Source organism: Sporomusaceae bacterium ACPt (genome assembly GCA_041428575.1).
Taxonomy (GTDB): Bacteria; Bacillota; Negativicutes; order Sporomusales; family Sporomusaceae; genus Sporomusa_D; species Sporomusa_D carbonis.
The window spans coordinates 20,572-46,309 of record CP155570.1 but is presented as its reverse complement, the minus strand read 5'-3'; the positions used below and the strand labels follow the sequence as shown (position 1 = coordinate 46,309).

The window sequence follows — 25,738 nt, the reverse complement described above, 5'->3', positions numbered from 1 at the left end:
TGTAACCATTGCCAATTAGCATATCCGGGACTTATCGTAGCATAGTTTAGACCACTTTGTCAATTATTATTCATATAATTTAGAAAAAACAAACTAAACGAAAAGGAGCAGACTACGCCTGCCCCTTGGCTATTTAAATAATATACTACTTCTTAACTACCAGTTCAAGCGCAACCGGAATAGAAGCCGGAACATTTTCATTGGCAATAATCTTTTTAGCAGTTTCAATACTGATTCTACCCATATCTTTAGGCTTCTGGGCCACAGTTGCAGCTAAAGCGCCTTCATTCACAGCTTTAACAGCGATCAGCGGTGGCGTCAAAGCCAACTGCCATTATGTTGGTACGTTTAGCAGCCTTAATGGCTTCGAGAGCACCAAGAGCCATCTCGTCATTATGGGCGAATACGGCGTTTATTTCCGGATTGGCCTGAAGGATGTTCTCCATAACCTTCATGCCTTTAGCCCGGTCAAAATCGGCCGGCTGTTTAGCAACCACCGCAATACCGGTTGCGGTTTTAATGGCTTCGTTAAAGCCTTTACCACGGTCATTGGCAGCCGAGGTGCCGGGAATACCTTCAAGTTCCACGACTTTACCTTTACCGCCCAGTTTGTCAACAATAAGCTGGCCGGCCATTTTACCGCCGGCAACATTGTCGGAAGCAATAGCGCTGATAACTTTACCGCCAGCAGCACCACGGTCAACGGTAATTACCGGAATGTTAGCCTTGTTGGCGGCTTCAATAGCCGGAACAATAGCCTTGGAGTCAACAGGATTAACAATAATAACACTTACTTTTTGTTGAATAAGATTTTCAATATTAGCCAACTGTTTGGAAGCATCATTTTGCGCATCCATAAAACAACAAGCAGTTGACGGATAATGCTAAAAAGATGCTCAGTTTCGCGACCGGTAAGGGCAGCGGTAGGTTCGTCCATAATGAGTATTTTGATTTCATAGGACAACGCTTTTGCTATCTCGACCATCTGCTGCTCACCAATACTGAGTTCAGATACTGTGGCATCCGGAGAAATATCCGAACCTAACTGCAGCAAAACCTTAGCTGCCTGGACACGCATGGATTTCCAGTCAACAAACCCCAAAGCGTGTAATGGTTCGCGGCCTAAAAAAATATTTTCCATGACAGTAAGTTCCGGTACAAGATTAAGTTCCTGGTGAATAATCCCGATACCCAGCTCTTGAGCATGCCGGGGCCCGGTTATTTCAATTGCCTGGCCATCAAGTGTTATTTCACCGGCATTAAGGAAAAAATCTACTTTTTTCAGGGCTTTAACGCCAGGAAACTCTTTAGTTATGCCCCGCATCTCAAGTAGAGCTTTATTAATCACGCCAACCTCCTAAAATGTTACGCCTGATTTTAAAATTATATTAGCATAAGGTGTACACTCGCCGGTGCGGACAATCGCTACCGCCTGGCTGGTTAGGGCTTTAAACTCCTCATGGCTGACCATGGCTACCGGAACATATTCCAGCGCCGCTTTAACACCTTCATAAATTTGCGGACTAACCTCGGCAGTTTCGCCGGCAACAATGGCGCTTTCCACCTGAAGCTCACTCAATATGACCTCAAGGGTAGGTAAAAATCCGGGAATTCCCGGCGTAAGCGCCAGGTCTATGCGGCGCACCCCAGCAGGTATGGGTAAACCGGCATCAGCTATGACTAACATATCACCATGCCCCATCCCGGCAATTATTTCACTAAGCGGTTGGTTAAGCGTCCCTATTTTTTTCATTTGGTACATTCCTCCTGTGTACCGATCAATTCATCGACTTCTTGCCGCCACGGCAACGCCGGCTGAGCGCCCCGCCTTGTTACCGATATCCCGGCAGCAACGGCGGCAAATTTTAAACCGGCTTTAAGTGATTGCCCCTCGGCGAGGGCAGCAGCCAGCGCGCCGGTATAGGCGTCGCCGGCTGCGGTTGTATCAACTGCGTCAACACGAATAGGCGGTACATGATATATCTCCTGATTAGTAATGCACATAGCTCCTTGGCCGCCCAAAGTAACGACTACAGCTTTAACACCTAGGGCAAGCAAGCGCTTGCCTGCGACTACGGCATCATCCGGCGAGTTAATCTTGCTGCCGGTAAGTACCGCAGCTTCAGTTTCATTTGGAGTAATAATGTCTACCAGTGCCAGCGTTGACTCCGGCACCTGACGGGCAGGCGCAGGATTTAGAATTACCGTCCAGCCAGCCGCTTTAGCAGCCTTAATGGCATATTCGACAGTAATTGACGGCACTTCATGCTGTACCAGCAAAATGCCCGGCTGGCTAAAGCTACTAAGCGCTTTGTCAACATCTTGTTTATTGCAGTGCGCGTTTGCTCCTGGCACTACTACAATGGTATTGGCCCCTGACGCTCCAACGGTAATAAGCGCCGTACCGGTAGATATATCGACTTGGCGGACAAGCGCGGTATTAACACTGTTTGCAGCCAAGCTGTTTAAAAGTTGCTGGGCAAAAGCATCCTGCCCGATACAACCAACCATAGTTACTTTGGCCCCCAGTTTGCCGGCGGCCACCGCCTGATTGGCTCCCTTACCACCGGCAAAAGTAGCAAAATCCTTGCCAAATACTGTCTCACCGACTGCAGGCAGCCTGTCTGCCGTAGCTACTAAATCCATATTGAGGCTGCCAACAACTAAAACTGGCTTAGATTGAACTGACACCATCATGACCCTCCCTACCGCCGGAAGAATTGCGCACAATCAATTCCGGTTTGAACTTTTCTTCGCAAGCACTGGCTCTTACACCGCTGATTTGATCAAGCAGCATAGCTACAGCCGCCATTCCCATCTCATAGACAGGTTGGCGCACAGTAGTCAGTGCGGGTTTATACCAGCCGGCCATTCTTATGTCATCATAGCCAACTACCGCCACATCATCAGGTATATTGATCCCCTGTTCAGTTAAGGCCTCGATGGCCCCAATGGCCATCATGTCATTAGCGGCAAATATGGCGTCGAACGGCTCACGGCTTTCCATGAGCGCCACCGCCGCCCTATAACCACTGTCAAACGAGTAATTGCCGGTAATCATAAGCCGCCCGTTAACAACCACCCCATAGCGACTGTGGGTATCAAGGAAACCGCGTCGCCGGTCAATGGCCGATGACGAACGTGCCGGGCCACCAATAAAGGCAATTCTTTTTCGCCCCTGTTCAAACAGATGCTCAACAGCCAAAATTCCCCCCTGATAATTGTCACAAACAACGGCGCTCAACTCGGCGGCCGCGCGTCTGTCCAGCGCAACAACAGGTATCGGCAAACTCGCTAATAACCCTAAACTGTCATCACAGTCAACTCCGCCGGTAAACAAAATACCGTCCACTTGTTTACTGAATAAAAACCGTATATAACGTTCTTCCTCTTCAAGCTTGCCGTCAGTATTACATAAAATAACGGCATACCCTTGCTGCCGGGCAGCGTCTTCTACACCTCTGACCAATGCCGGAAAAAATGGATTTTCAATATCGGGAATAATTAACCCGATACTGCGCGATTCCCGCACTTTAAGTGCCCTGGCTACATCATTGGGACGGTACCCAAGTTCAACTACAGCCGCCGCAACCCGGGCAGCCAGTTCTTCCGATACCCCGGCGCTGCCGTTTAGAATCCTGGATACGGTAGCAATGGACACGCCAGCCGCCCGGGCAACATCTTTGATTGTTACATTCGTTACAATTTTTTTCCGGTGCTTCACTTTTAATCTCCTGCTAAATTCTATGCCATTTTTAATAAGTTTTGTATTGTTATCGTAGACTTATCATGTTGTAAACGTTTTCGTAAACGTTTACTAGTATGTTACTACACAATTTTAAAAAATCCTGCTATAGTTTGCAAAAAATTTGTACGATTACAACAAAGAAAAAAGCAGCCCTACAGGGGCTGCCTCAGTAGTATAGTTACTACAACAAATTACTATTTATTTAAGAATCGCGCCGGTGTTAGCTGATGTCACTAGTTTTGCATACCGGGCAAGATAGCCTGTAGCTACTTTGGGAGCAGGCTTAACCCAGGCATCTTTCCGCTTAGCCAATTCCTCCGGGCTTACCTTTACTTCAAGCTTGCGACCGGGAATATCGATATTAATAATATCACCGTCTTCCAGCAGCGCAATCGGACCGCCTTCCATGGCCTCCGGCGAAATGTGGCCGATACACGCTCCCTGGGTAGCACCGCTAAAACGGCCGTCGGTTAAAAGAGCCACCTTTAATCCCATACCGACAATGACTGCTGTCGGATTAAGCATTTCTTTCATACCTGGGCCGCCTTTGGGACCTTCATAACGGATAACAACAACATCGCCATCCTTGATTTTCTTGCCAATAATCGCTTCGATCGCTTCTTCTTCCGAGTTAAATACACGGGCGGTCCCTTCAAAGGTAAGCATGTCCTCTTTTACAGCGCTTTCTTTAACGACTGCGCCATCTGGAGCCAAATTACCGTTTAGGATGGCGACCCCCCCCTTGTTACGGTACGGCTCTTCAACAGTCTTAATTACATCCGGACGCAAAATCGCCGCATTTTTCAACCTGTCGCCAACAGTGCCGTTTACTGTTAACGCATCGGTATGAATGCCACCGAGCTTGGACAGTTCTTTCATTACTGCCGGGATGCCGCCGGCTTCGTTAAGGTCTTGAATATGATGGCTGCCCCCCGGACTTAGCTTTGTAATATAGGGAGTTCTGGCACTAATTTCATCAAATAATGACAGCGGCAGCTCAATGCCAGCCTCATTGGCAATAGCCGTTAAATGCAATACTGTATTTGATGAACCGCCAATACCCATGTCAACAGTTATAGCGTTTTCAAAAGCCTTGATTGTCATGATATCCCGTGCTTTAACATCCCGCTTGACTAAGTCAACAATAAGTTCCCCGGCTTGCTTGGCCATCATGCGGCGGGCGCCAAAATAAGCAGCCGGAATTGTTCCATTCCCAGGCAATGCCATACCCAACGCCTCAGCCATACAGTTCATGGTGTTGGCGGTAAACATGCCGGCGCACGAGCCGCAACCCGGACAAGCGGATTTTTCCATTTGGTCCAGTTGACCGGCTGTAATTTTGCCAGCCTCATACATTCCGGCGGCTTCAAACATGGTGCTGACACTAATATCCCGCCCCTGATAACGTCCGGCAAGCATTGGACCACCGCTGACTACAATGCAGGGAATATTGACACGGGCAGCTGCCATGAGCATACCGGGGACAATTTTGTCGCAGTTGGGGATTAGGACTAAACCGTCAAAACTGTGACCGGTTGCCACAGCTTCAATGGAGTCGGCAATAAGTTCCCGGCTGGCCAACGGATATTTCATACCGTCATGCCCCATAGCAATACCGTCGCAAATGCCAATCGCCGGAAACTCGACCGGCATACCCCCGCCTGCTGCCACCCCAAGTTTAACGGCATCAGCAATATCTTTCAAATGCATGTGACCCGGAATAATTTCATTGAACGCGTTAACAACACCGATCATGGGCTTTTCCAACTCTTTGGGAGTATAGCCCATCGCATAGAACAGTGACCGGTGCGCCGCGCGTGTTGATCCCTTTTTTACAATATCGCTCTTTAATGCCATAAAATTAATTCTCCCCTCATCCAAATCATTTTTATTACTACGTTTTTTGAAACTTATCAAACCTATGTTTATACAAACGTTTGATGTCCTGCCTTCATACTGAAAGAATACTTAGAGTCAGGAAATACGCCTCTGTATTATCCAGCAAAGACAATTATCCATGTATTGGCAATCAGCAGTTAACATTTATGTTATTATTCAACACAATTAGCCTAAATCCTTCCCTTATCTATAAAGTATCCATTGTTTACTATGACGGTTAATAAAAAACATCCTATTCAAGATTCGCTGCCTTAGAAAGCCTTCACCTTTTTTTATTTTTATTTTTTTTGGGAGGCTTTTGTTTATTGACTTTGCCAGGCAACGGCCATGCTACTTTACGCCGGGGAATAGGTGTTTTTCGCTCGGCTGGCGGCAGTTCGTCCCGCCGCGCGCCCATATATACCTCAGCCAATGGATATAACGTCTCACACCGGCCAGGGTTTATTTCAAAATCAAGCTGAACGGTAGCGGCAATTTCGCTATTGGCAAACTGAGCTATGGCCAATTCATTTGGTGTAGGCAGCATATCAATTTCATGATCAGTCTTGTTATAGATAGCAAGCAAGATTGTTAAAGCACTAACAATAAGTTCCCTGAGATCATGTGCTGTCAGGAGGTTATACTGATGAGCAAATGCCACTGCTTGCCGCAGATACTCAGCGGCCGTCTCAAGGTAACCACAGTCAGCCAAAATGCGTCCCAAAGAAAACATTGATTCTACCTGGCCCGCATCCCTGGCCAGGGCTTGCTCATAAGCCGTAACTGCTAGTTCAGGACGCTTGCCTTTGTAGTAAATATTTCCCAGGCGGTTCCAAAGATAAGCATTCTCCGGATTTTTACCCAACTTTTCCAAAAAATAATCTTCGGCATCACTGCCCCACCGCGGTGTAAAGTCGTTGTCGATAAGCACTTGCCCCAATACAATATCAGAAGATGCCTCTGTTTCAATAGTTTGCTTTATTACTGCAGCTGCTAGCTTCCCTGCAAGCATTGTTTGAATGGTTGGTGATAAATTCCAATCGCCAGCAGCATTACAATGTTTGCAGCGAAAATAGCCTACTGCTTGAAATTTGTCTGTTGCTCTTGTTCCCTCACCGGTAATTACGGGAATTGCCAGTGTACCCAGGTCATAGTCGCCGTTCTTGCCGCACTTCCCGCAAGTTAAGCGAAAAATATTCTCAGCAAACTCACTGTTTAGCTCTTTTATATGTTTATACACAAGTTTGGGGTATTTGCCTGGCAGCATGGCAACAGTCGGCCGCGGCGACACACTGGCTATGTCCTGGCCGGAAGCCATACTGATAAGTAAAGGGTTGATACCATGTTTTTGATATTTTTCCATTACCATATCATCCTTCACATTAATAATTACTTCGTTCCTGAGCACCATAACCTGCAAAAAACCCCACCCGCAAATAATGGGTGGGGTTATGGTTTATATTCTTATTATATGCCAGGAATTACTAGCATGTCAATTGTCTATACAAATTCTTATCTCTATAGTATCCAATAAAGATTTACGGGCGTGTTGTTAGTATAAGCGTAAGTCAAACGCCAGTAGTGGAGCGTTACTAACAACACGCCTATAAAAAAATCTCTATTGGATTTCATATCATAAAAACTTTAAAGGATATTATATTTTTGCAACTTCTGGTAAAAACCAGACCGGTGAATCCCCAGCATCCTGGCCGCTTTACTTTTGTTACCGCCCGCAGCTTCCAAAGCCCGGAAAATAGCCTGTTTTTCCGCATCTCCTTTTATTTCGGCCAAATCCGGTTCCTTTCCCCCCGCGTCTTTAGCCTGCTCAATATCACGGCTCTTGCCTTTATGCATTTTTTTAAGCATGGGTGGCAACACTTCGGGAATGATGACTGTGTCATCCTCCATTAGATTTACTGCTCGCTCTAATATATTCTCAAGTTCCCGGACATTTCCCGGCCAGTTATATTCCATTAGTAACGCCATTGCCTCAGGCGAAACCCCTTCTACCCAATGCTCAATCTGCTTGTTGATTTTTTTTAACAACATATCACATAGCTCTGGTATATCTTCCAGCCGGTCCCTTAGTGGAGGTATATTAAGGGTAAAAATATTTAGACGGTAATATAGGTCCTGACGAAATTGGTTTTGCTCGATCATTTTTTCAAGGTCACGGTTGGTTGCGGCAATAACCCGGATATCAAGCTTAGTGGTCTTGGTCCCTCCCACCCGCTCCAACTCCCGTTCCTGCAATACCCGGAGCAGCTTAACCTGCATGGCTAATGACATTTCACCGATTTCATCCAGAAAGATGGTTCCTCCGTTGGCAAGTTCAAATTTTCCCGGCTTGCCTCCCTTGCGGGCGCCGGTAAATGCCCCTTCTTCATAACCAAACAGTTCTGATTCCAAAAGATTTTCCGGCACTGCCGCACAGTTAACCTTTATAAACGGGCCTTGCCGCCGGCGGCTGGCATTATGGATGGCGTGCGCGAATAATTCTTTGCCGGTACCGCTTTCACCAAGAATCAGTACTGTAGAGGTTCCTTTGGCCGCTTTAGCTGCCAAATTTCTCAAATATGCCATTTTTTCACTATTGCCAATGATATTGGCAATAGTATATTTGCCGCCATACATCTTGCATAACTCTTCTTTATAAAATTCCAGTTCTGACTCCAGCTTATTAATTCTTCCGGCCAAACATTTTAAATCCTTGACATCTTTAAATACCACGTTGCCAACAGCTCCGACAATTTCGCCGTCTTCAATAATCGGTATCCGGGTAACCACACAAGTATTGTCCCCGATTTTTTGGATATCTGTCACCTCGGCCTTACCGCCTTGAGCAACAAGATGCATCCTTGTATTAGAAATTACCTCTGCCACATGTTTACCGACGACCTCTTGGGGATCAACGTTCAAAAATTCGCTGTAGGCTTTGTTCAACATAGTAATGGTCCCTTGCTTATCAACTACCACAATGCCTTCATTCAAACTCTCCAGAATGGATTCCAAGGTACTTTTCAGCCGTTTTACGTCTTCCAGTTCGGTAATTACCTCAGTAAGTTCAGTGATATCCTGAAACACTGCCACAGCTCCCACAACTTGACCGTCTTTAATGATGGGGGTACGATTTGTCAATATTGCACAATTCCCTATATCTTGCCGTTGGTTGAGTTCGGATACTCCGGTTTCCAATACCCGTAGCAGCCCGGTGTTAGGAATGACATCATCTACCATTTTTCCAAGCACAGCTTCGGCAGCTAATCCGGAAATAAATTCGGCGGCTGCGTTAAACAACGTAATATAACCGTAAGAATCAACAACAACAACACCATTACAGACCGAATCAAGCACGACTTTCATTTCTGCTATCCCGGTCGAGGAGAACGCTTCCGGCAAACTATTTAAATCGCGTTTATGCATCCATCAGACCTCCTGCACAGCTACTACATAATATAATATTTGATATTAGAATCAAAATAACCTTTTCAAATTTTATGTCTTTTATAACCAGTATAACCAGTAAAGCAAAAAGGTACAAAGCAAATGTGGACTTGAGTCCTTTTAAGGCTTCGTACCTGTCACACCCACTTTATGCAATTTTCCCTTTATATTATCTAAGCAACTGGTCAGGTACATCATCAATATACCTGACCAGTTGCTTAAATAATAATATCTGCTGTCAGAGCCTTATAAGCGCATGGCCCTCCTACGCTACCAGGAGGGCCGTACATTTTTTTACCTACTTACTTACAAAGTGCAAGCACCGTCTACACTAAGTACCGTACCATTAATGAATTTAGCATCATCGGAAGCCAGGAACGCAAAGGCAGCAGCAATTTCCTCCGGTTCTCCCAACCGGCCGGCAGGAACTTTTACTAGTATTTTTTCCTGTAATACTTGCTCGGGTATTTTCTTCACCATGTCAGTGGCAACAAACCCGGGAGCAACACAATTAAAACGCAGCCCGGTTTTGGCCATTTCCTTGACCCAGGATTTGGTCATGCCGATAACCCCCCATTTGCTGGCCGCATAGTTGGTTTGCCCCAAATTCCCATATAATCCAACAACTGATGATGTAGTAAGCACTACGCCGGATTTTTGCTCCAGCATATGAGGCAACACAGCCGAGGTGCAGTTGAATACGCCGGTCAAATTTACGCTGATTACGGCATCCCAGGCATCCTTGGTCATTTTTTTCATCATTGCGTCTTTAGTTATGCCGGCATTATTAATGAGAACATCAATTTTGCCAAAAGTTTCGATGGTCTTGTCCACCATGGCTTGGACATTTTCCTGGTTAGTAACATTTACCTTAAGGTAAACAGACTGAGCGCCTCTTGCTTTTATCTCTTCTACAGCGGCTGCGCCGTCGGCATAATCGGCTACAACAACATGCGCCCCTTCTTCAGCAAACCTTAACGCCGTGGCTTTACCAATACCACTGGCTGCTCCTGTGATAATTACAACTTTGTCTTTTAATCCTCTCATTTTTCACGCCTCCTAAATGTTATTTTTTTCCTTGCTCTCGCCTAAGAATTCAGTAAGCATTATTTTGAACCTAAGAAGGAGTTTCCCCCGTCGTTTCACAGATTGAGTAAAGCAATTATCGTGCCAATAAGAATTTATTCTATATATATAGTATCCAATAAAGATGTACAGGCGTGTTGTTAGTATAAGCGTAAGTCAAGCGCCAGCGGTGGAGCGTTACTAACAACACGCCTAGAAAAAAATCTTTATTGGATTTCATATATATCGAAAATTTAACTTATATAAACCTATACGCGGTTATCGCACTGTTCTTTGGGATTTTTTTAAAAACAGCCATTGTATACAGAAAACCGGCAAAAACAATCACTTGTATCTATTTCTGCACACAGTGTCTATTTTTTTATACACTGTATATCTTTCGCTGCCGGGGGGGATCCTATATTAACTAACAGAAAATAGTGATATAACTATATATTCATTACTTTGTAACTGTTGGCACAATACTTGCTTGTACATGTAAGTGAGATGCCGAAAATACAGAAAGGAGGGCACACTCTGCCTGTTTATTCTATTCCTGCTCAGCATACCAATATATCATTTTAGGAGGTAGTTTAAAAATCATGGAAGTAATTGGCATTCTTCTTAGTTTATTTTTATTAATGTTTTTTGCCTACAGGGGCTTTTCGGTTATTTTGTTTGCCCCGGTATTTGCCCTGCTTGCCGCCTCGCTGTCCGGCTTCTCCCTGATGCCGGCATACACCGAGTTATTTATGGCAAAAGCTGTTACCTATATCAAGTCATTTTTTCCGATATTCCTGCTTGGCGCCGTATTCGGAAAAATCATGGAAGACACCGGTCTTGCCAAAGGCATTGCCCATACCATCATTAAAAGCCTTGGCAAGGAGCGGGCCATCCTGTCGGTGGTATTAGCCGGCTGTGTACTGACTTATGGCGGAGTAAGTTTATTTGTTGTTGTTTTTGCCGTTTATCCCTTCGCATCCGCTTTATTTAAAGAAGCAGACATTCCCAAAAGATTGCTTCCTGGCACCATTGCTTTAGGCGCATTTACGGCTACTATGGACAGCATTCCCGGTACTCCTCAGATCCAGAACTTAATTCCCACTAACTTCTTCGGTACCAATATCTACGCCGCTCCTGTCCTTGGCCTGCTTGGCGGTCTAGGTATTTTGACTTTGGGCATTCTCTGGCTGGAAAGACGCCGGAAAGCTGCGGCAGCAGCCGGCGAAGGATATGGCAACCATACTCTAAACGAGCCCGAAATCAAACATGATGCCAAGCTTCCTTCGTGGCAAGTGGCTATACTGCCACTCTTAGCTGTACTGGTAGTCAATTTTCTTATGACTCGCGTATTCCCCTGGAACCCGGCCATGCTGGACCCGTTCAAAGCCATGAAACTGCCGCTTACTGCCCCGGCAGTTAATAATGTAATCAGTATCTGGTCCCTCATTATCGCCCTTATTAGCGGCATTGTCCTGGCAATAGCTCTTGGCTACAGAAATCTCGGCTCTACCAATGCTCTGGCAAAGTCCTTAAACGCCGGCGCCATTGGCTCACTGTTAGCAATCATGAACACGGCATCCGAGGTTGGTTATGGTAACATAATTGCCGCCCTACCTGGTTTTAAATCGATTTCTGCCGCTCTGATGAGCATCAAAGTCGGCGGGTCACCGCTGGTATCTGAAGCAGTGACGGTTAATATTCTTGCCGGTATCACCGGCTCAGCTTCCGGTGGTATGTCCATCGCTCTTGACTTGATGGCCAAAGATTGGATGGCCTGGGCCAATTCTATCGGCATGTCGCCAGAAATCCTGCACCGGGTAGCTTCCATGGCTTCCGGCGGTATGGATACCCTCCCCCACAATGGCGCAGTTATTACCCTGCTTGCAGTTTGTGGTCTCACACACAAAGACTCCTATGGCGATATCTTTGTCATGACATCCATCAAAACACTAATGGTATTTGTTGTCATAACACTTCACTCCATTACCGGCATACTATAAATACGGCGCATCATTAACCAGACGCAAGAACCCTGTGCCTAAACTGGTACAGGGTTCTTCGATGCCGGATATTCATTAAAGATGATAAGCCGATAATAACTGATGATCCTGACATCTCCGTTTAACCAATATTGTATAAAATACTAGACACATGTGTTCAAAACCATACACACATATGTGTTTCTCTAAAAAATTAACTGTTTCTCCAGTCTGTAAAATCAAGCCGACATTGTGCCATAGTTCATGTCCTAAAAAGAACAAGATGCACTACGTTATTGTTGGCATAATCCTTGCATTAATAGCAAAATAAAGATATTCTATTAAGGAGAGTGGCATAATGGCTAAAATAATTACAGCTCAAGAAGCCGCCAAATTGGTGCGAGATGGCGCTACTGTCGCTACCAGTGGTTTTGTTGGTAATGGTCATCCTGAAGCGCTTACCGCTGCTATGGAAGAAAGATACAATAATGAAAATGCTCCACGAAATTTGACACTGATCTACGGCGCCGGTCAAGGTGATGGCAAAGACCGCGGCCTCAACCATCTAGGAATAGAAGGAATGGTTAAACGGGCCATTGGCGGTCACTGGAATCTGGCGCCGAAACTGGGCAAATTGGCTGTTGAAAATAAAATTGAAGCATACAATTTCCCCCAAGGCACCCTAACTCATTGGTTCCGCAATGTAGCTGGCCGCAAACCTGGTGTCATTACCAAGGTAGGCCTGAACACCTTCGTTGACCCCAGGGTTGAAGGCGGCAAGATTAATGACGTAACTAAAGAAGATCTGGTAGAAGTCATTGAACTTGGTGGTGAAGAGTGGCTATGGTACAAGCCCTTCCCGGTAGATGTAGCCTTTGTTCGCGGCACCAGCGCCGACGAACGGGGCAATATCACCATTGAACACGAAGCCGTCTCACTGGAGATTTTGTCTATCGCCCAAGCGGCAAAAAATTCTGGCGGTATTGTCATCGCCCAGGTGGAACGTATTGTAGCCAACGGCAGTTTAAACCCCATGGCTGTAAAAATTCCCGGCATTATTGTTGATTATCTGGTAGTAGCTGATGACCCAAGCAAACACATGCAGACCTTTGCCGAGCAGTACAACCCCGCTTATTCCGGTGAAATCCGCGTTCCGCTGTCAGCCATTCCGCCCATGCCGTTGGACGAGCGAAAGGTAATCGCCCGCCGGGCGGCTCTGGAGTTAATCCCCAATGCCAAAGTCAATCTGGGTATTGGTGTGCCTGAGGGTGTGGCCATGGTAGCCAATGAAGAAGGTATCGGCGACATGATGACCCTGACTGTCGAAGCAGGTCCGGTAGGCGGCATCCCGGCCGGAGGCCAGAGTTTCGGCGCAGCCATAAATGCCGAAGCCATTCTCGACCAGCCTTATCAATTCGATTTCTATGACGGCGGCGGACTCGACCTTGCCTTTTTAGGTTTGGCTGAAACAGATAAGTACGGCAATATCAATGTCAGCAAATTCAAAGGACGGGTAGCAGGCTGCGGCGGTTTTATCAATATAACGCAAAACGCCAAACAAGTTATCTTCTGCGGCACCTTTACCGCCGGCGGCCTGAAAGTAAAAGTCGCCGAAGGCAAGCTCACCATCCTCAATGAAGGTAAGGCTAAAAAGTTTTTACAGCACGTTGAACAAATTACCTTTAGCGGCAAGTATGCACAAAGTGTCAATCAACCGGTCAAATATATCACCGAGCGGGCGGTATTTGAACTGACTCCTGAGGGTATGATGCTTACAGAAATCGCGCCAGGCGTTGATCTTCAGAAGGATATTCTTGCCCTCATGGACTTTGAACCCATTGTCTCTCCGGACCTAAAAATAATGGATGCGCGCATCTTCAAAAATGGACTAATGAGCCTAAAAAAGTAAAAACTATCGCTATGGATTGCTTTTTTATCTAGCAAAATTGATGATTCGAATCTAATATTAGATCAAGGACGGTGTTTTCCCAGTGAAAGAAGTAGTAATTGTCAGCGCAGTACGTACGGCTATTGGTAATTTTAACGGTTCCTTGGCATCTGTCCCGGCAACTGAACTTGGCGCTTTGGTTATTAATGCCGCAGCGGAAAGGGCCGGAATAAAAAAAGAAGCTGTTGACGAAGTAATTTTTGGCAATGTATTGCAAGCCGGGTTAGGGCAAAATCCCGCCCGTCAGGCCGCCATTAAAGCCGGTATTCCGGTCGAAGTCCCTTCCTACACCGTCAACAAGGTCTGCGGGTCCGGCCTAAAAACTGTTAATCTGGCTGCCCAAGCTATAATGACCGGTGATGCTGACATTGTTGTAGCCGGTGGTATGGAAAGTATGACCCAAGCCCCCTACCTTCTGGACAGCAAAGCTCGCTGGGGCTATCGCATGGGCCACTCCAAAGTAACCGATGTTATGATTCATGACGGCCTGTGGTGTGCGTTCAACGACTATCATATGGGAATTACTGCCGAAAATGTTGCTGCCAAATATGGCATCACCCGGGAAGACCAGGACCAGTTGGCTTTCGAATCCCAGGATAAAGCTATTAAGGCAATTGAAAGCGGCGCCTTCAAACAGGAAATTGTCCCGGTAACCATTAAAGGAAGAAAAGGCGACACCATCTTTGATACTGACGAATATCCCAGAGCCGGTACAACAGCCCAAGCTCTGTGCGGCTTAAAACCAGCCTTCAAAAAAGATGGCTCCGTTACCGCCGGCAATGCCTCGGGAATCAATGACGGCGCCGCCGCGCTGGTGGTCATGTCTGCTGACAAAGCCAAAGAACTCGGAATTAAACCCTTGGCCCGCATTCGCTCCTTTGCTTCCGGCGGTGTAGACCCGTCCATCATGGGTATGGGCCCGGTACCTGCGACCCGCAAGGCACTGGCCAAAGCCGGCCTGACCGTAGCCGACCTTGACCTTATTGAAGCCAACGAAGCCTTTGCCGCTCAGTTCCTGGCTGTCGGCAAAGAATTGGGCTTTGCTAAGGAAAAACTCAATGTTAATGGCGGCGCAATTGCCCTTGGCCATCCTATCGGTGCCAGTGGGGCGCGCATTCTGGTTACACTGCTTCATGCCATGGAAGCCAGGGATGCCAAACTCGGCCTGGCAACCTTGTGTATTGGCGGCGGCCAGGGCGTTGCTACCATTGTTGAACGCATCTAACCCTATATACAAATAACCAGTTACCCGGCATTCACTCCAGCCTAATAGCGCCAGTAGATATTTCATCATCTATTGGCGCTATTACCGGATTGGAATCGTGATATTTTTCACCGGCTGAATTAGCCAACTTCTTTCGCCTGGCGACGAAGTTGACAAATAAATTATTTAAGGGGGTTTTTTCTTTATGTTGTTTGAACTTAATGAAGAACAAAAAATGATGCAAAAACTGGTGCGGGAGTTTGCCGAAAAAACTGTAGCTCCTACTGTAGCGGAACGGGACGAACATGCAGTATTCTCCCGGGAGATTTTTGACGCTATGGGAGAAATGGGCTTTACCGGTATCTGCTTTCCGGAGCAATATGGCGGCGCCGGCGGCGATGTCCTTAGCTACATCCTGGCTGTAGAAGAACTGTCCAAAGTTGACGATGGTATTGGCATAACTTTATCAGCCACCGTTTCTTTGTGCGCTTGGCCTATCTACGCCTATGGTACAGAAGAACAAAAACAAAAATTCCTGGTACCGCTGCTGGAAGGCACAAAAATGGGCGCCTTTGGCTTGACCGAACCCAACGCCGGTACTGATGCTGCCGCTCAGCAGACAGTAGCCGTTCTTGATGGCGACCATTATATAATCAATGGCAGCAAAATCTTCATTACCAATGCCGGCGAAGCCGAGACTTATGTTATTTTTGCCATGACTGACAAAGCCAAAGGAGCCAGAGGTATTTCGGCGTTTATCCTGGAAAAAGGCACTCCTGGGTTCACCTTCGGTAAAAAGGAACACAAAATGGGAATACATACATCCCAGACTATGGAATTGGTCTTCCAAGACGTAAAAGTACCAAAAGAAAACCTTCTCGGCAAAGAAGGCGACGGCTTCAAAATTGCCATGTCGACCCTGGACGGCGGTCGTATCGGCGTTGCCGCTCAGGCTCTCGGCATTGCCCAAGCCGCTCTCGACCATGCCGTTAAATACTCCAAAGAGCGGGTACAATTCGGTAAACCTATTGCCAGTAACCAGGCCATTGCCTTCATGCTGGCAGATATGGCTACCAAGGTTGAAGCCGCCCGTCTCATGGTTTATCGTGCCGCATACCTCAAAGAAAAAGGCCTGCCATACTCCAAAGAAGCGGCCATGGCCAAAATGTATGCCTCTGACGTCGCTATGGCTGTCACTACCGACGCGGTACAAATTTTCGGTGGTTACGGCTACAGTCGTGAGTATCCGGTTGAACGCCTGATGCGTAATGCCAAAATTACTCAAATCTATGAAGGCACTAACCAAGTTCAGCGTATGGTTGTTTCCAGCGCCATTTTGCGCTAAAAGTTTCACAGTTATAAGAGCAATAGGAGGACTCGCTTATGGAAATAGTTGTCTGTGTCAAGCAAGTGCCTGACACCACTGAAGTAAAAATTGATCCGGTGACCAATACTCTCATCAGGCAGGGCGTTCCCAGTATTGTTAACCCATTTGACAAAAATGCGGTAGAAGCAGCCCTGCAATTAAAAGAAAAACACGGCGGCAAAGTCACCGTCATCTCAATGGGACCGCCGCAAGCCAAAGATGCTCTCAAAGAATGTCTGGCTATGGGCGCAGATGAGGCCATTCTCTTAAGCGACCGGGCTTTTGGCGGCGCTGACACCCTTGCCACCAGCCACACTTTAGCTGCCGGTATTAAAAAACTGGGAAAAGTGGATATTATCCTTTGTGGTAAGCAGGCTATTGATGGTGATACCGCTCAGGTAGGCCCGGAAATTGCCGAACACCTGGATATCGCCCAAGTAACCTATGTGGCGAAAATTGATGTGGAAGGCGATAAGCTGCGCATTGAACGGGAGCAAGAAGAAGGCTACGAAATTATTGAAGTCTCCATGCCAGTCGTCTTGACGGTCGTAAAATCTATCAATGAACCCCGTTATCCTACTGTTAAAGGGACTATGAAAGCAAACCGCAAGGAAATCCCGGTATGGACAGCCAATGATGTGCCTGTCGTAGCCGAAAAGATCGGGCTCAAAGGATCGCCTACCCAGGTACGCCGGATATTCACCCCCAAACAACGCACCCAGGGCGAAATTATCCAGGCTGATTCGGCCCGCGAGGCAGCTGCCCTGTTAATTCAAAAATTGTCTGATGCCAAGATTGTCTAGGGGGTTAAAGATATGGCTGTAAAAGTAATTAACGACCAATGTATCGGTTGCAGCGCCTGTGTGGGTACCTGTCCGTTCGGCGCTATTGTGGAAGATGGTAAAGCAGTAATTACCGAAACTTGTACCGCTTGCGGCGCTTGTGTGGATGTTTGTCCGGTAGGCGCTATCATCCGCGAAGCTGAAGAAAAAACAGTTGCTATTGATAAAAGCCAATATAAAGGTGTATGGGTTTATGTTGAACAAGTTGACGGACACATCCGCAGTGTCGCCCACGAGTTGATCGGCGAAGGCCGCAAATTGGCTGATGCCATGGGGCAAGAACTGGCCGGCGTGTTGATCGGTGACAACGTAGAAAACCTGGCAAAAGATATTTTTGCCAGTGGAGCCGACAAGGTTTACCTGGTAGAAGGTCAAGAATTCAAACATTACTCCACCGACGCTTATACTATTACCCTGACCGACCTGATCAATACCTACCATCCTTCGGTAATCCTGATGGGAGCAACTAATGATGGCCGCGACCTTGGCCCCCGGGTAGCCTGCCGGGTTGGTACCGGACTTACTGCTGACTGCACCAACCTGGGCATTGATGAAGCTACCGGCCTTGTGGCCTGGACCCGTCCGGCTTTCGGCGGCAATATCATGGCCACCATTTTGTGCCCGGAGCATCGTCCCCAAATGGGCACCGTTCGTCCTAAAGTGTTCAAACGACCGGAGCAAGACTTCTCCCGCAGCGGCGAAATCATCCGCGTCAGCAGCAAAGTCAAACCTGAAGACATCCGTACCAAGCTGCTTGAAGTCATTAAAGTATGCACCGCTTCCTGCAATCTGGAAGAAGCAGAAATTATCGTCTCGGGTGGCCGCGGCATGTGCAAACCGGAAAACTTCACACTAATTGAAGAACTTGCCACTGTATTAGGCGGTGCCGTAGGCGCGTCCCGCGCAGCTGTTGACGCAGGCTGGAAGCCTGCTATTCATCAGGTCGGCCAGACCGGCAAAACCGTCGGACCCAAGATTTACTTTGCTTGTGGCATTTCCGGCGCAATTCAGCACTTGGCCGGTATGTCCTCCTCTGACATTGTTATTGCCATCAACAAGGATCCGGACGCCCCCATTTTCAAAGTGGCTGACTACGGCATTGTCGGCGACGTGCTTGAAGTTATTCCGGCATTAATTGAGGAATTTAAAAAGATCAAAACCGCCGGTTAATATAACAATAAGTAGTAACTTTACTCATCGAATAGGGGTGTTATTGTATGGTGCAAGACATAAAATTTGCCGATATTAAAGTTGGCGACAAAGCCAGCATGGCCAAGACCGTTACTGAGTATGACGTATATACCTTCGCCGGTCTAAGCGGTGACTTTAATCCGGTGCACATTAATTCCGAATTCGCCAAAACCACCATGTTCAAAGAGCGTATTGCCCACGGCATGCTGTCAGCCGGCTTTATTTCTGCTTTGCTTGGTACAGCCTTACCTGGCGCCAATACGATTTACCTCGCCCAGGAATTAGCCTTTAAAGCCCCTGTAAAAATTGGTGATACTGTCACTGCAACAGTAGAAGTTATAGAAAAAATCGAAGCCAAAAGCCGCTTGATATTTAAGACTACTGTTACTAACCAGAACGGTGTTGTGGTAATCGACGGTAAAGCAACCGTTATGAAGAAAGATTAATCTTGTTATAAATAGGCGTTGTTTCAAATGGAACAACGCCCATTTTTTAAACACATGTAACAAGGAGGATAATCAATCAACGATGAACATTGCAATCAACAAAGTATTAATTATCGGTGCTGGGCAAATGGGCAGTGGTATTGCCCAGGTCATGGCCCAAAGCGGCTTGGAGGTAATTCTGCGTGACATAAAAGAAGATTTTGTCCAAAAAGGTATTAAAACCATTGACAAAAATCTCGCTAAAGCGGTAGAAAAAGGCAAACTGTCTTCCGAAGAAAAGGACACCATCCTTGCCAGGATCTCTGGGGTTGTAGAACTTGATGCTGCAGCCTGCAACGTAGATCTGGTCATTGAAGCCGCCGTTGAAAATATGGACATTAAGCGCGATATCTTCCAGACGCTAGACCGCCTTTGCCCGGCTCATACCATCTTGGCAACTAACACTTCCTCCTTGCCAATCACCGCAGTTGCCGCGACGACCAAGCGCCCGGAAAAAGTGATTGGCATGCATTTCTTTAACCCCGCGCCAGTGATGAAACTGGTTGAGATCATCAATGGTCTGGCGACAAGTAAAGATACCTTCGCTGCTGTGCAAGAGTTAACAATTACGCTTGGCAAATCACCGGTAAAAATAGAAGATTTCCCCGGTTTTGTCGGTAACCGGATCATGATGCCCATGATTAATGAAGCTGTCTACACCCTAATGGAAGGTGTCGCCAGCGCTGAAGATATCGATACGGTAGCTAAGCTGGGATTCAATCATCCAATGGGGCCGTTAGCGTTATCAGACCTTATCGGTAACGATACGGTACTCTATATTATGGAAGTCCTGTTTGCCGGCTATGGTGACCCTAAATACCGCCCCTGCCCGCTGCTTAAAAAGATGGTTCAGGCCGGTTACCTTGGCCGTAAGACTGGTAAAGGCTTTTACGACTATAGCAAGTAAACCTATCGTGACCAAAAAAATTGCAGCTAGTCTCAGATAGAGGCTAACTGCAATTTTTTTCAAAGAATGCCAGGCAAGAATAGTATGCTTAGCGTTAATTCTATGATGGATAGAAAAACAAAAAAAGCACTCGTGACTATCATGAGTGCTGATTCGTATAGGTACATTCCCTGAAAACTTCACAGAAGATAAGCAGCGAACCAGGTTATCAGGAGCAATAGCAACGCTAGAACCTGTGTGAGTCGCTTAGTTACGAGCGTTAGCGAGTAACTTCCCTACTCCAGGCAAATATAAGTCAAGTCCTCGGCCGATTAGTACCAGTCAGCTCAATGGATTGCTCCACTTACACACCTGGCCTATCTACCTTATCATCTGTAAGGGGCCTTACTTCTTTCGAATGACAGACCTCATCTTAAGGCTGGTTTCACGCTTAGATGCTTTCAGCGTTTATCCTTTCCGGACGTAGCTACCCAGCTGTACTCCTGGCGGAATAACTGGTACACCATTGGTCCGTCCACTCCGGTCCTCTCGTACTAGGAGCAGTTCCCTTCAAGTCTCTTGCGCCCGCGATGGATAGGGACCGAACTGTCTCACGACGTTCTGAACCCAGCTCACGTACCACTTTAATGGGCGAACAGCCCAACCCTTGGGACCTACTTCAGCCCCAGGATGTGATGAGCCGACATCGAGGTGCCAAACCTCCCCGTCGATATGGACTCTTGGGAGAGATTAGCCTGTTATCCCCAGGGTAGCTTTTATCCGTTGAGCGATGGCCCTTCCACTCGGTACCACCGGATCACTAAGCCCGACTTTCGTCCCTGCTCGACTTGTCTGTCTCGCAGTCAAGCTCCCTTCTGCCTTTACACTCTTCGCGCGATTTCCATCCGCGCTGAGGGAACCTTTGGGCGCCTCCGTTACTCTTTCGGAGGCGACCGCCCCAGTCAAACTGCCCGCCTGACACTGTCCCGAGTCTCGTTACTCCTTCGGTTAGAACTCCAGTAAATCAAGGGTGGTATCCCAACATCGGCTCCACCAAGACTTGCGTCCTAGCTTCTCAGCCTCCCACCTATCCTGTACATCATTTACCAAAACTCAATGTCAGGTTGCAGTAAAGCTCCATGGGGTCTTTCTGTCCAGTCGCGGGTAACCTGCATCTTCACAGGTATTTCAATTTCACCGGGTCCCTCGTTGAGACAGTGCCCAAGTCGTTACACCTTTCGTGCGGGTCGGAACTTACCCGACAAGGAATTTCGCTACCTTAGGACCGTTATAGTTACGGCCGCCGTTTACCGGGGCTTCAATTCAAACCTTCGATTGCTCTAAGCTCTCCTCTTAACCTTCCGGCACCGGGCAGGTGTCAGCACCTATACGTCAGCTTTCGCTTTAGCAGGCACCTGTGTTTGTGGTAAACAGTCGCTTGGGCCTCTTTTTTGCAACCTCTTTATGCTTCCACCGTTTCAAGTGTACACATCCGAGGCTCCCCTTTTCCCGAAGTTACGGGGACATTTTGCCGAGTTCCTTAACGAGGGTTCTCCCGCGCACCTTAGGATTCTCTCCCCGCCTACCTGTGTCGGTTTACGGTACGGGCACCTATCATCTCGCTAGAAGCTTTTCTTGACAGTGTGGGATCAATGAATTCGCCGTTATTTCTAACAGCTTTCCGTTACTCCTCAGGTTCCAGCTTGGCGGATTTGCCTACCAAGCACCCTACAAGCTTAGACGCGAATTTCCATCCTCGCGCTCATCTACCCTGCTGTGTCACTTCATCACTCAAACGACTCTAGGTGGTACTGGATTTTTAACCAGTTGTCCATCGCCTACGCATCTACGCCTCGGCTTAGGTCCCGACTGACTCTGAGCGGACGATCCTTCCTCAGAAACCCTTAGGCTTTCGGTGGACAAGATTCTCACTTGTCTTTTCGCTACTCATACCGGCATTCTCACTTCTATACAGTCCACAACTCCTTACGGTATTGCTTCAATCCATATAGAACGCTCCCCTACCCATGTCGTTAGACATGCCATAGCTTCGGTTCCGTACTTTAGCCCCGGTCATCTTCGGCGCACAATCTCTCGACCAGTGAGCTATTACGCACTCTTTGAATGGTGGCTGCTTCTAAGCCAACATCCTGGTTGTTTCGGAAATTGCACATCCTTTGCCACTTAGTACGGCATTCGGGACCTTAGCTGATGGTCTGGGCTGTTTCCCTCTTGACCACGGATCTTATCACTCGTAGTCTGACTCCCAAGTTTTGAGTACAGCCATTCGCAGTTTGACAAGGTTCAGTAACCTAAACGGCCCCTAGCCCTATCAGTGCTCTACCGTCTGTACTTACCTCTTGAGGCTAGCCCTAAAGCTATTTCGGGGAGAACCAGCTATCTCCGCGTTCGATTGGCATTTCACCCCTATCCACAACTCATCCCAAAGCTTTTCAACGCTCACGGGTTCGGGCCTCCACGCATTTTTACCTGCGCTTCACCCTGGTCATGGATAGATCACTGCGGTTTCGGGTCTACAATAACTAACTTTTCGCCCTCTTGAGACTCGCTTTCGCTTCGGCTCCGTGTTTTCCACTTAACCTCGCTAGTTACTGTAACTCGCCGGTTCATTCTTCAATAGGCACGCCGTCGACCTTTTAACGGTCTTCGACTGCTTGTAGACATACGGTTTCAGGTTCTCTTTCACTCCCCTCCCGGGGTGCTTTTCACCTTTCCCTCACGGTACTATGCGCTATCGGTCGCCAAGGAGTATTTTGCCTTGGAGGGTGGTCCCCCCTGCTTCCCACAGGGTTCCTCGTGTCCCGTGGTACTCTGGATTCCAGCCGTTTCGCCTCTGTCTTTCGCCTACAGGGCTGTTACCTTCTGCGGCCTACCTTTCCAGGTAGTTCGACTAGACCTGGCTCAACTTCCGCCGGTCCTCAACCCCAAAGAGCAAAAGCTCTCTGGTTTGGGCTCTTCCCCGTTCGCTCGCCGCTACTTAGGGAATCTCGTTTGATTACTTTTCCTCCGGGTACTTAGATGTTTCAGTTCCCCTGGTGCCCTCCTAACCTAAGTTAGGCGACGGTGCATTATCACCGCCGGGTTCCCCCATTCGGATATTCATGGATCAGTGCCTGCTTGCGGCTCCCCATGACTTTTCGCAGCTTACCGCGTCCTTCGTCGGCTCTTGGCGCCTAGGCATCCGCCGTATGCCCTTACTAACTTGACTTAGTTACGACTGTTGATCGCGCATCATCTGCTTCGTTGGTCCTCGAAGTGTTTGCTTGCGTACACACTACGTACGCGGCGCTGCACACTTCTCCGGTCCGCCTTGCATCTGATACACGCTGAACAGTCTAAGCCGTTAATAAGCTTTTTCTAATAGCTTACGTTTTGCCTTTAGTATAAATCCTAATTGCGCGTAAAGAACTTCTCATATGTTACTATGAGGCATTACTTTACTTTTGCTTTCTTCTGTGCAGTTTTCAAGGAACATCAGGAATATCTATGTTATCATAGTCACTCGTGTATTTCAACAAGTAACTTCTGGTAACTAGCATTCCCTCAAAACCAAACAATGTAAGAGTTATCATCTGCCAAATGTACCGACCTGGAAGTAGTCCGAGTGTCACCTCGAACAGTTCTCCCTAGAAAGGAGGTGATCCAGCCGCACCTTCCGATACGGCTACCTTGTTACGACTTCACCCCAATCATCGGCCCCACCTTAGACGGCTGGCTCCTTACGGTTACCCCACCGGCTTCGGGTGTTTCCAACTTTCGTGGTGTGACGGGCGGTGTGTACAAGGCCCGGGAACGTATTCACCGCAGTATGCTGACCTGCGATTACTAGCGATTCCGACTTCACGGAGGCGGGTTGCAGCCTCCGATCCGAACTGAGAGCTCATTTGCGCGCTTTGCTTGACCTCGCGGTCTTGCCTCGCTTTGTTTAAGCCCATTGTAGTACGTGTGTAGCCCAGGACATAAGGGGCATGATGACTTGACGTCATCCCCGCCTTCCTCCGCATTCTCTGCGGCAGTCTCCCTTGAGTTCCCACCATAACGTGCTGGCAACAAAGGATAAGGGTTGCGCTCGTTGCGGGACTTAACCCAACATCTCACGACACGAGCTGACGACAGCCATGCACCACCTGTTTTCGCGTCTCCCGAAGGAGAGGGATCTATCTCTAGACCTTTCGCTCAATGTCAAGCCCTGGTAAGGTTCTTCGCGTTGCGTCGAATTAAACCACATACTCCACCGCTTGTGCGGGCCCCCGTCAATTCCTTTGAGTTTCAACCTTGCGGCCGTACTCCCCAGGCGGGATACTTATTGCGTTAACTCCGGCACAGAAGGGGTCGATACCTCCTACACCTAGTATCCATCGTTTACGGCCAGGACTACCGGGGTATCTAATCCCGTTCGCTCCCCTGGCTTTCGCGCCTCAGTGTCAGACACAGTCCAGAAAGCCGCCTTCGCCACTGGTGTTCCTCCCAATATCTACGCATTTCACCGCTACACTGGGAATTCCGCTTTCCTCTCCTGCACTCAAGATCTCCAGTTTCCTGCGCCTATACGGCGTTGAGCACCGCTCTTAGACTCAAGACTTAATGATCCACCTACGCGCCCTTTACGCCCAATAATTCCGGACAACGCTTGCCACCTACGTATTACCGCGGCTGCTGGCACGTAGTTAGCCGTGGCTTCCTCCTTTGGTACCGTCATTAGCTTGGATTATTCACCCAAACCACGTTCGTCCCAAACGACAGAGCTTTACAACCCGAAGGCCTTCTTCACTCACGCGGCGTTGCTCCGTCAGACTTTCGTCCATTGCGGAAGATTCCCCACTGCTGCCTCCCGTAGGAGTCTGGGCCGTGTCTCAGTCCCAGTGTGGCCGTTCATCCTCTCAGACCGGCTACTGATCGTCGCCTTGGTGAGCCGTTACCTCACCAACCAGCTAATCAGACGCAGACCCATCTCTAAACGGCAGCTTATAAATAGAGGCCACCTTTCTTATCCTCGCCATGCGGCCAGGATACCACATTCGGTATTAGCACCACTTTCGCGGTGTTGTCCCCAATTTAGAGGCAGGTTGTCTACGCGTTACTCACCCGTTCGCCACTATCTGCTGTCCAACACCGATGGCTCTTGTGTTGGCAAAAACTCTCGGTGTTGAACAGCAGACCGTTCGACTTGCATGTGTTAGGCACGCCGCCAGCGTTCGTCCTGAGCCAGGATCAAACTCTCCATGAAAAGCAGGCACACAGCGCTTTAGCGCTGATGTGATCGCTTTGTTCGCTGCGTTAGCAGTCGAACATCCGCGTTATCATGAAGCCATTTGTTGGCTCGTTAAATCAATAAAGAATTAATTTAGGTTTTCGTATGTCGCAAGTGACACACGAACCGCACATCTGGCCCGTACAATGTATCGAGAATACATAACATGACGGCCGTCAAGACCATGAATATTATGCAGCCCGTACGATAGTACGCTTATGATGCATTCTTACATTGTTCAGTTTTCAGGGAACACATTCTTTGTTTCCACCGCTACTGCATCGCAGCAGCGACAGCTTTTATATATTAGCAGGTTTATTCAACCGTGTCAACATATTTTTATTAGTTTAACCAAAATACTGTTTGTAGACCATTTGATTTTGGAATATTTTGTTGCTTTGATTAGCGACCTATTTATAATATCACG

18 protein-coding genes and 2 rRNA genes are annotated in these 25,738 nt (G+C 47.7%); 8 read left to right on the top strand and 12 right to left on the bottom strand.

Annotation, left to right across the window (positions count from 1 at the left end):
• Positions 1 to 145 precede the first annotated feature (145 nt).
• The 10 genes from SCACP_RS00190 to SCACP_RS00145 all read right to left on the bottom strand — a co-directional run bounded on the left by SCACP_RS00190 (position 146) and on the right by SCACP_RS00145 (position 10,117).
• Positions 146 to 322, bottom strand: a complete 177-nt coding sequence (locus tag SCACP_RS00190) for a hypothetical protein (protein ID WP_425059484.1) — start codon at positions 320 to 322, stop codon at positions 146 to 148.
• Positions 297 to 857 (bottom strand): substrate-binding domain-containing protein, encoded by a 561-nt coding sequence (locus SCACP_RS00185; RefSeq protein WP_425059483.1) that lies wholly within the window; start codon positions 855 to 857, stop codon positions 297 to 299. The genes SCACP_RS00190 and SCACP_RS00185 overlap by 26 nt, the downstream gene beginning before the upstream one ends.
• Entirely contained in the window at positions 791 to 1,348 is a 558-nt protein-coding gene (locus tag SCACP_RS00180) for an ATP-binding cassette domain-containing protein (RefSeq protein WP_425059482.1), read from the bottom strand. The genes SCACP_RS00185 and SCACP_RS00180 overlap by 67 nt, the downstream gene beginning before the upstream one ends.
• A gap of 9 nt (positions 1,349 to 1,357) precedes the next feature.
• Positions 1,358 to 1,753 carry a D-ribose pyranase gene (rbsD, locus tag SCACP_RS00175; protein WP_425059481.1) on the bottom strand — a complete coding sequence of 132 codons (396 nt, stop codon included), beginning with the start codon at positions 1,751 to 1,753 and terminating at the stop codon, positions 1,358 to 1,360.
• On the bottom strand, positions 1,750 to 2,697 hold the full coding sequence (gene rbsK / locus SCACP_RS00170) for a ribokinase (RefSeq protein WP_425059480.1): 948 nt from the start codon (positions 2,695 to 2,697) through the stop codon (positions 1,750 to 1,752). Before rbsK ends, rbsD begins: the two co-directional genes overlap by 4 nt.
• The gene (locus SCACP_RS00165; RefSeq protein ID WP_425059479.1) at positions 2,675 to 3,724 is read right to left on the bottom strand and encodes a LacI family DNA-binding transcriptional regulator; all 1,050 of its coding nucleotides are present in this window, start codon (positions 3,722 to 3,724) and stop codon (positions 2,675 to 2,677) included. Before SCACP_RS00165 ends, rbsK begins: the two co-directional genes overlap by 23 nt.
• A gap of 222 nt (positions 3,725 to 3,946) precedes the next feature.
• Positions 3,947 to 5,605: a dihydroxy-acid dehydratase gene (gene ilvD, locus SCACP_RS00160; protein ID WP_425059478.1), complete on the bottom strand. Its 1,659-nt coding sequence runs from the start codon at positions 5,603 to 5,605 to the stop codon at positions 3,947 to 3,949.
• Between the two features lie 304 nt (positions 5,606 to 5,909).
• Entirely contained in the window at positions 5,910 to 7,037 is a 1,128-nt protein-coding gene (locus SCACP_RS00155; RefSeq protein ID WP_425061287.1) for a tetratricopeptide repeat protein, read from the bottom strand.
• A 233-nt stretch (positions 7,038 to 7,270) separates the two neighbouring features.
• Complete coding sequence (locus SCACP_RS00150) at positions 7,271 to 9,049, bottom strand: sigma 54-interacting transcriptional regulator (RefSeq protein ID WP_425059477.1); 1,779 nt, start codon at positions 9,047 to 9,049, stop codon at positions 7,271 to 7,273.
• A 327-nt stretch (positions 9,050 to 9,376) separates the two neighbouring features.
• Positions 9,377 to 10,117, bottom strand: a complete 741-nt coding sequence (locus SCACP_RS00145) for a beta-ketoacyl-ACP reductase (RefSeq protein WP_425059476.1) — start codon at positions 10,115 to 10,117, stop codon at positions 9,377 to 9,379.
• A gap of 620 nt (positions 10,118 to 10,737) precedes the next feature.
• On the opposite strand from SCACP_RS00145, the gene SCACP_RS00140 reads away from it, so the two are divergent.
• The 8 genes from SCACP_RS00140 to SCACP_RS00105 all read left to right on the top strand — a co-directional run bounded on the left by SCACP_RS00140 (position 10,738) and on the right by SCACP_RS00105 (position 20,060).
• On the top strand, positions 10,738 to 12,138 hold the full coding sequence (locus SCACP_RS00140) for a GntP family permease (protein ID WP_425059475.1): 1,401 nt from the start codon (positions 10,738 to 10,740) through the stop codon (positions 12,136 to 12,138).
• 337 nt (positions 12,139 to 12,475) lie between these two features.
• Positions 12,476 to 14,026: an acyl CoA:acetate/3-ketoacid CoA transferase gene (locus SCACP_RS00135; RefSeq protein ID WP_425059474.1), complete on the top strand. Its 1,551-nt coding sequence runs from the start codon at positions 12,476 to 12,478 to the stop codon at positions 14,024 to 14,026.
• Between the two features lie 82 nt (positions 14,027 to 14,108).
• Entirely contained in the window at positions 14,109 to 15,290 is a 1,182-nt protein-coding gene (locus tag SCACP_RS00130; protein ID WP_425059473.1) for an acetyl-CoA C-acetyltransferase, read from the top strand.
• A 184-nt stretch (positions 15,291 to 15,474) separates the two neighbouring features.
• Positions 15,475 to 16,614: an acyl-CoA dehydrogenase gene (locus SCACP_RS00125; RefSeq protein WP_425059472.1), complete on the top strand. Its 1,140-nt coding sequence runs from the start codon at positions 15,475 to 15,477 to the stop codon at positions 16,612 to 16,614.
• A gap of 38 nt (positions 16,615 to 16,652) precedes the next feature.
• Positions 16,653 to 17,438, top strand: coding sequence for an electron transfer flavoprotein subunit beta/FixA family protein (locus SCACP_RS00120; RefSeq protein WP_425059471.1), 786 nt, complete (start codon positions 16,653 to 16,655; stop codon positions 17,436 to 17,438).
• A 12-nt stretch (positions 17,439 to 17,450) separates the two neighbouring features.
• The gene (locus SCACP_RS00115) at positions 17,451 to 18,647 is read left to right on the top strand and encodes an FAD-binding protein (protein ID WP_425059470.1); all 1,197 of its coding nucleotides are present in this window, start codon (positions 17,451 to 17,453) and stop codon (positions 18,645 to 18,647) included.
• A gap of 47 nt (positions 18,648 to 18,694) precedes the next feature.
• Positions 18,695 to 19,114: a MaoC family dehydratase gene (locus tag SCACP_RS00110; protein ID WP_425059469.1), complete on the top strand. Its 420-nt coding sequence runs from the start codon at positions 18,695 to 18,697 to the stop codon at positions 19,112 to 19,114.
• Between the two features lie 88 nt (positions 19,115 to 19,202).
• On the top strand, positions 19,203 to 20,060 hold the full coding sequence (locus SCACP_RS00105) for a 3-hydroxybutyryl-CoA dehydrogenase (RefSeq protein ID WP_425061286.1): 858 nt from the start codon (positions 19,203 to 19,205) through the stop codon (positions 20,058 to 20,060).
• A 291-nt stretch (positions 20,061 to 20,351) separates the two neighbouring features.
• Here the strand turns inward: SCACP_RS00105 and SCACP_RS00100 are convergent.
• Positions 20,352 to 23,268, bottom strand: a 23S ribosomal RNA gene (locus SCACP_RS00100).
• A gap of 422 nt (positions 23,269 to 23,690) precedes the next feature.
• Positions 23,691 to 25,287, bottom strand: a 16S ribosomal RNA gene (locus SCACP_RS00095).
• Together the 16S and 23S rRNA genes form the textbook arrangement of a ribosomal RNA operon.
• Between the last annotated feature and the right edge of the window lie 451 nt (positions 25,288 to 25,738).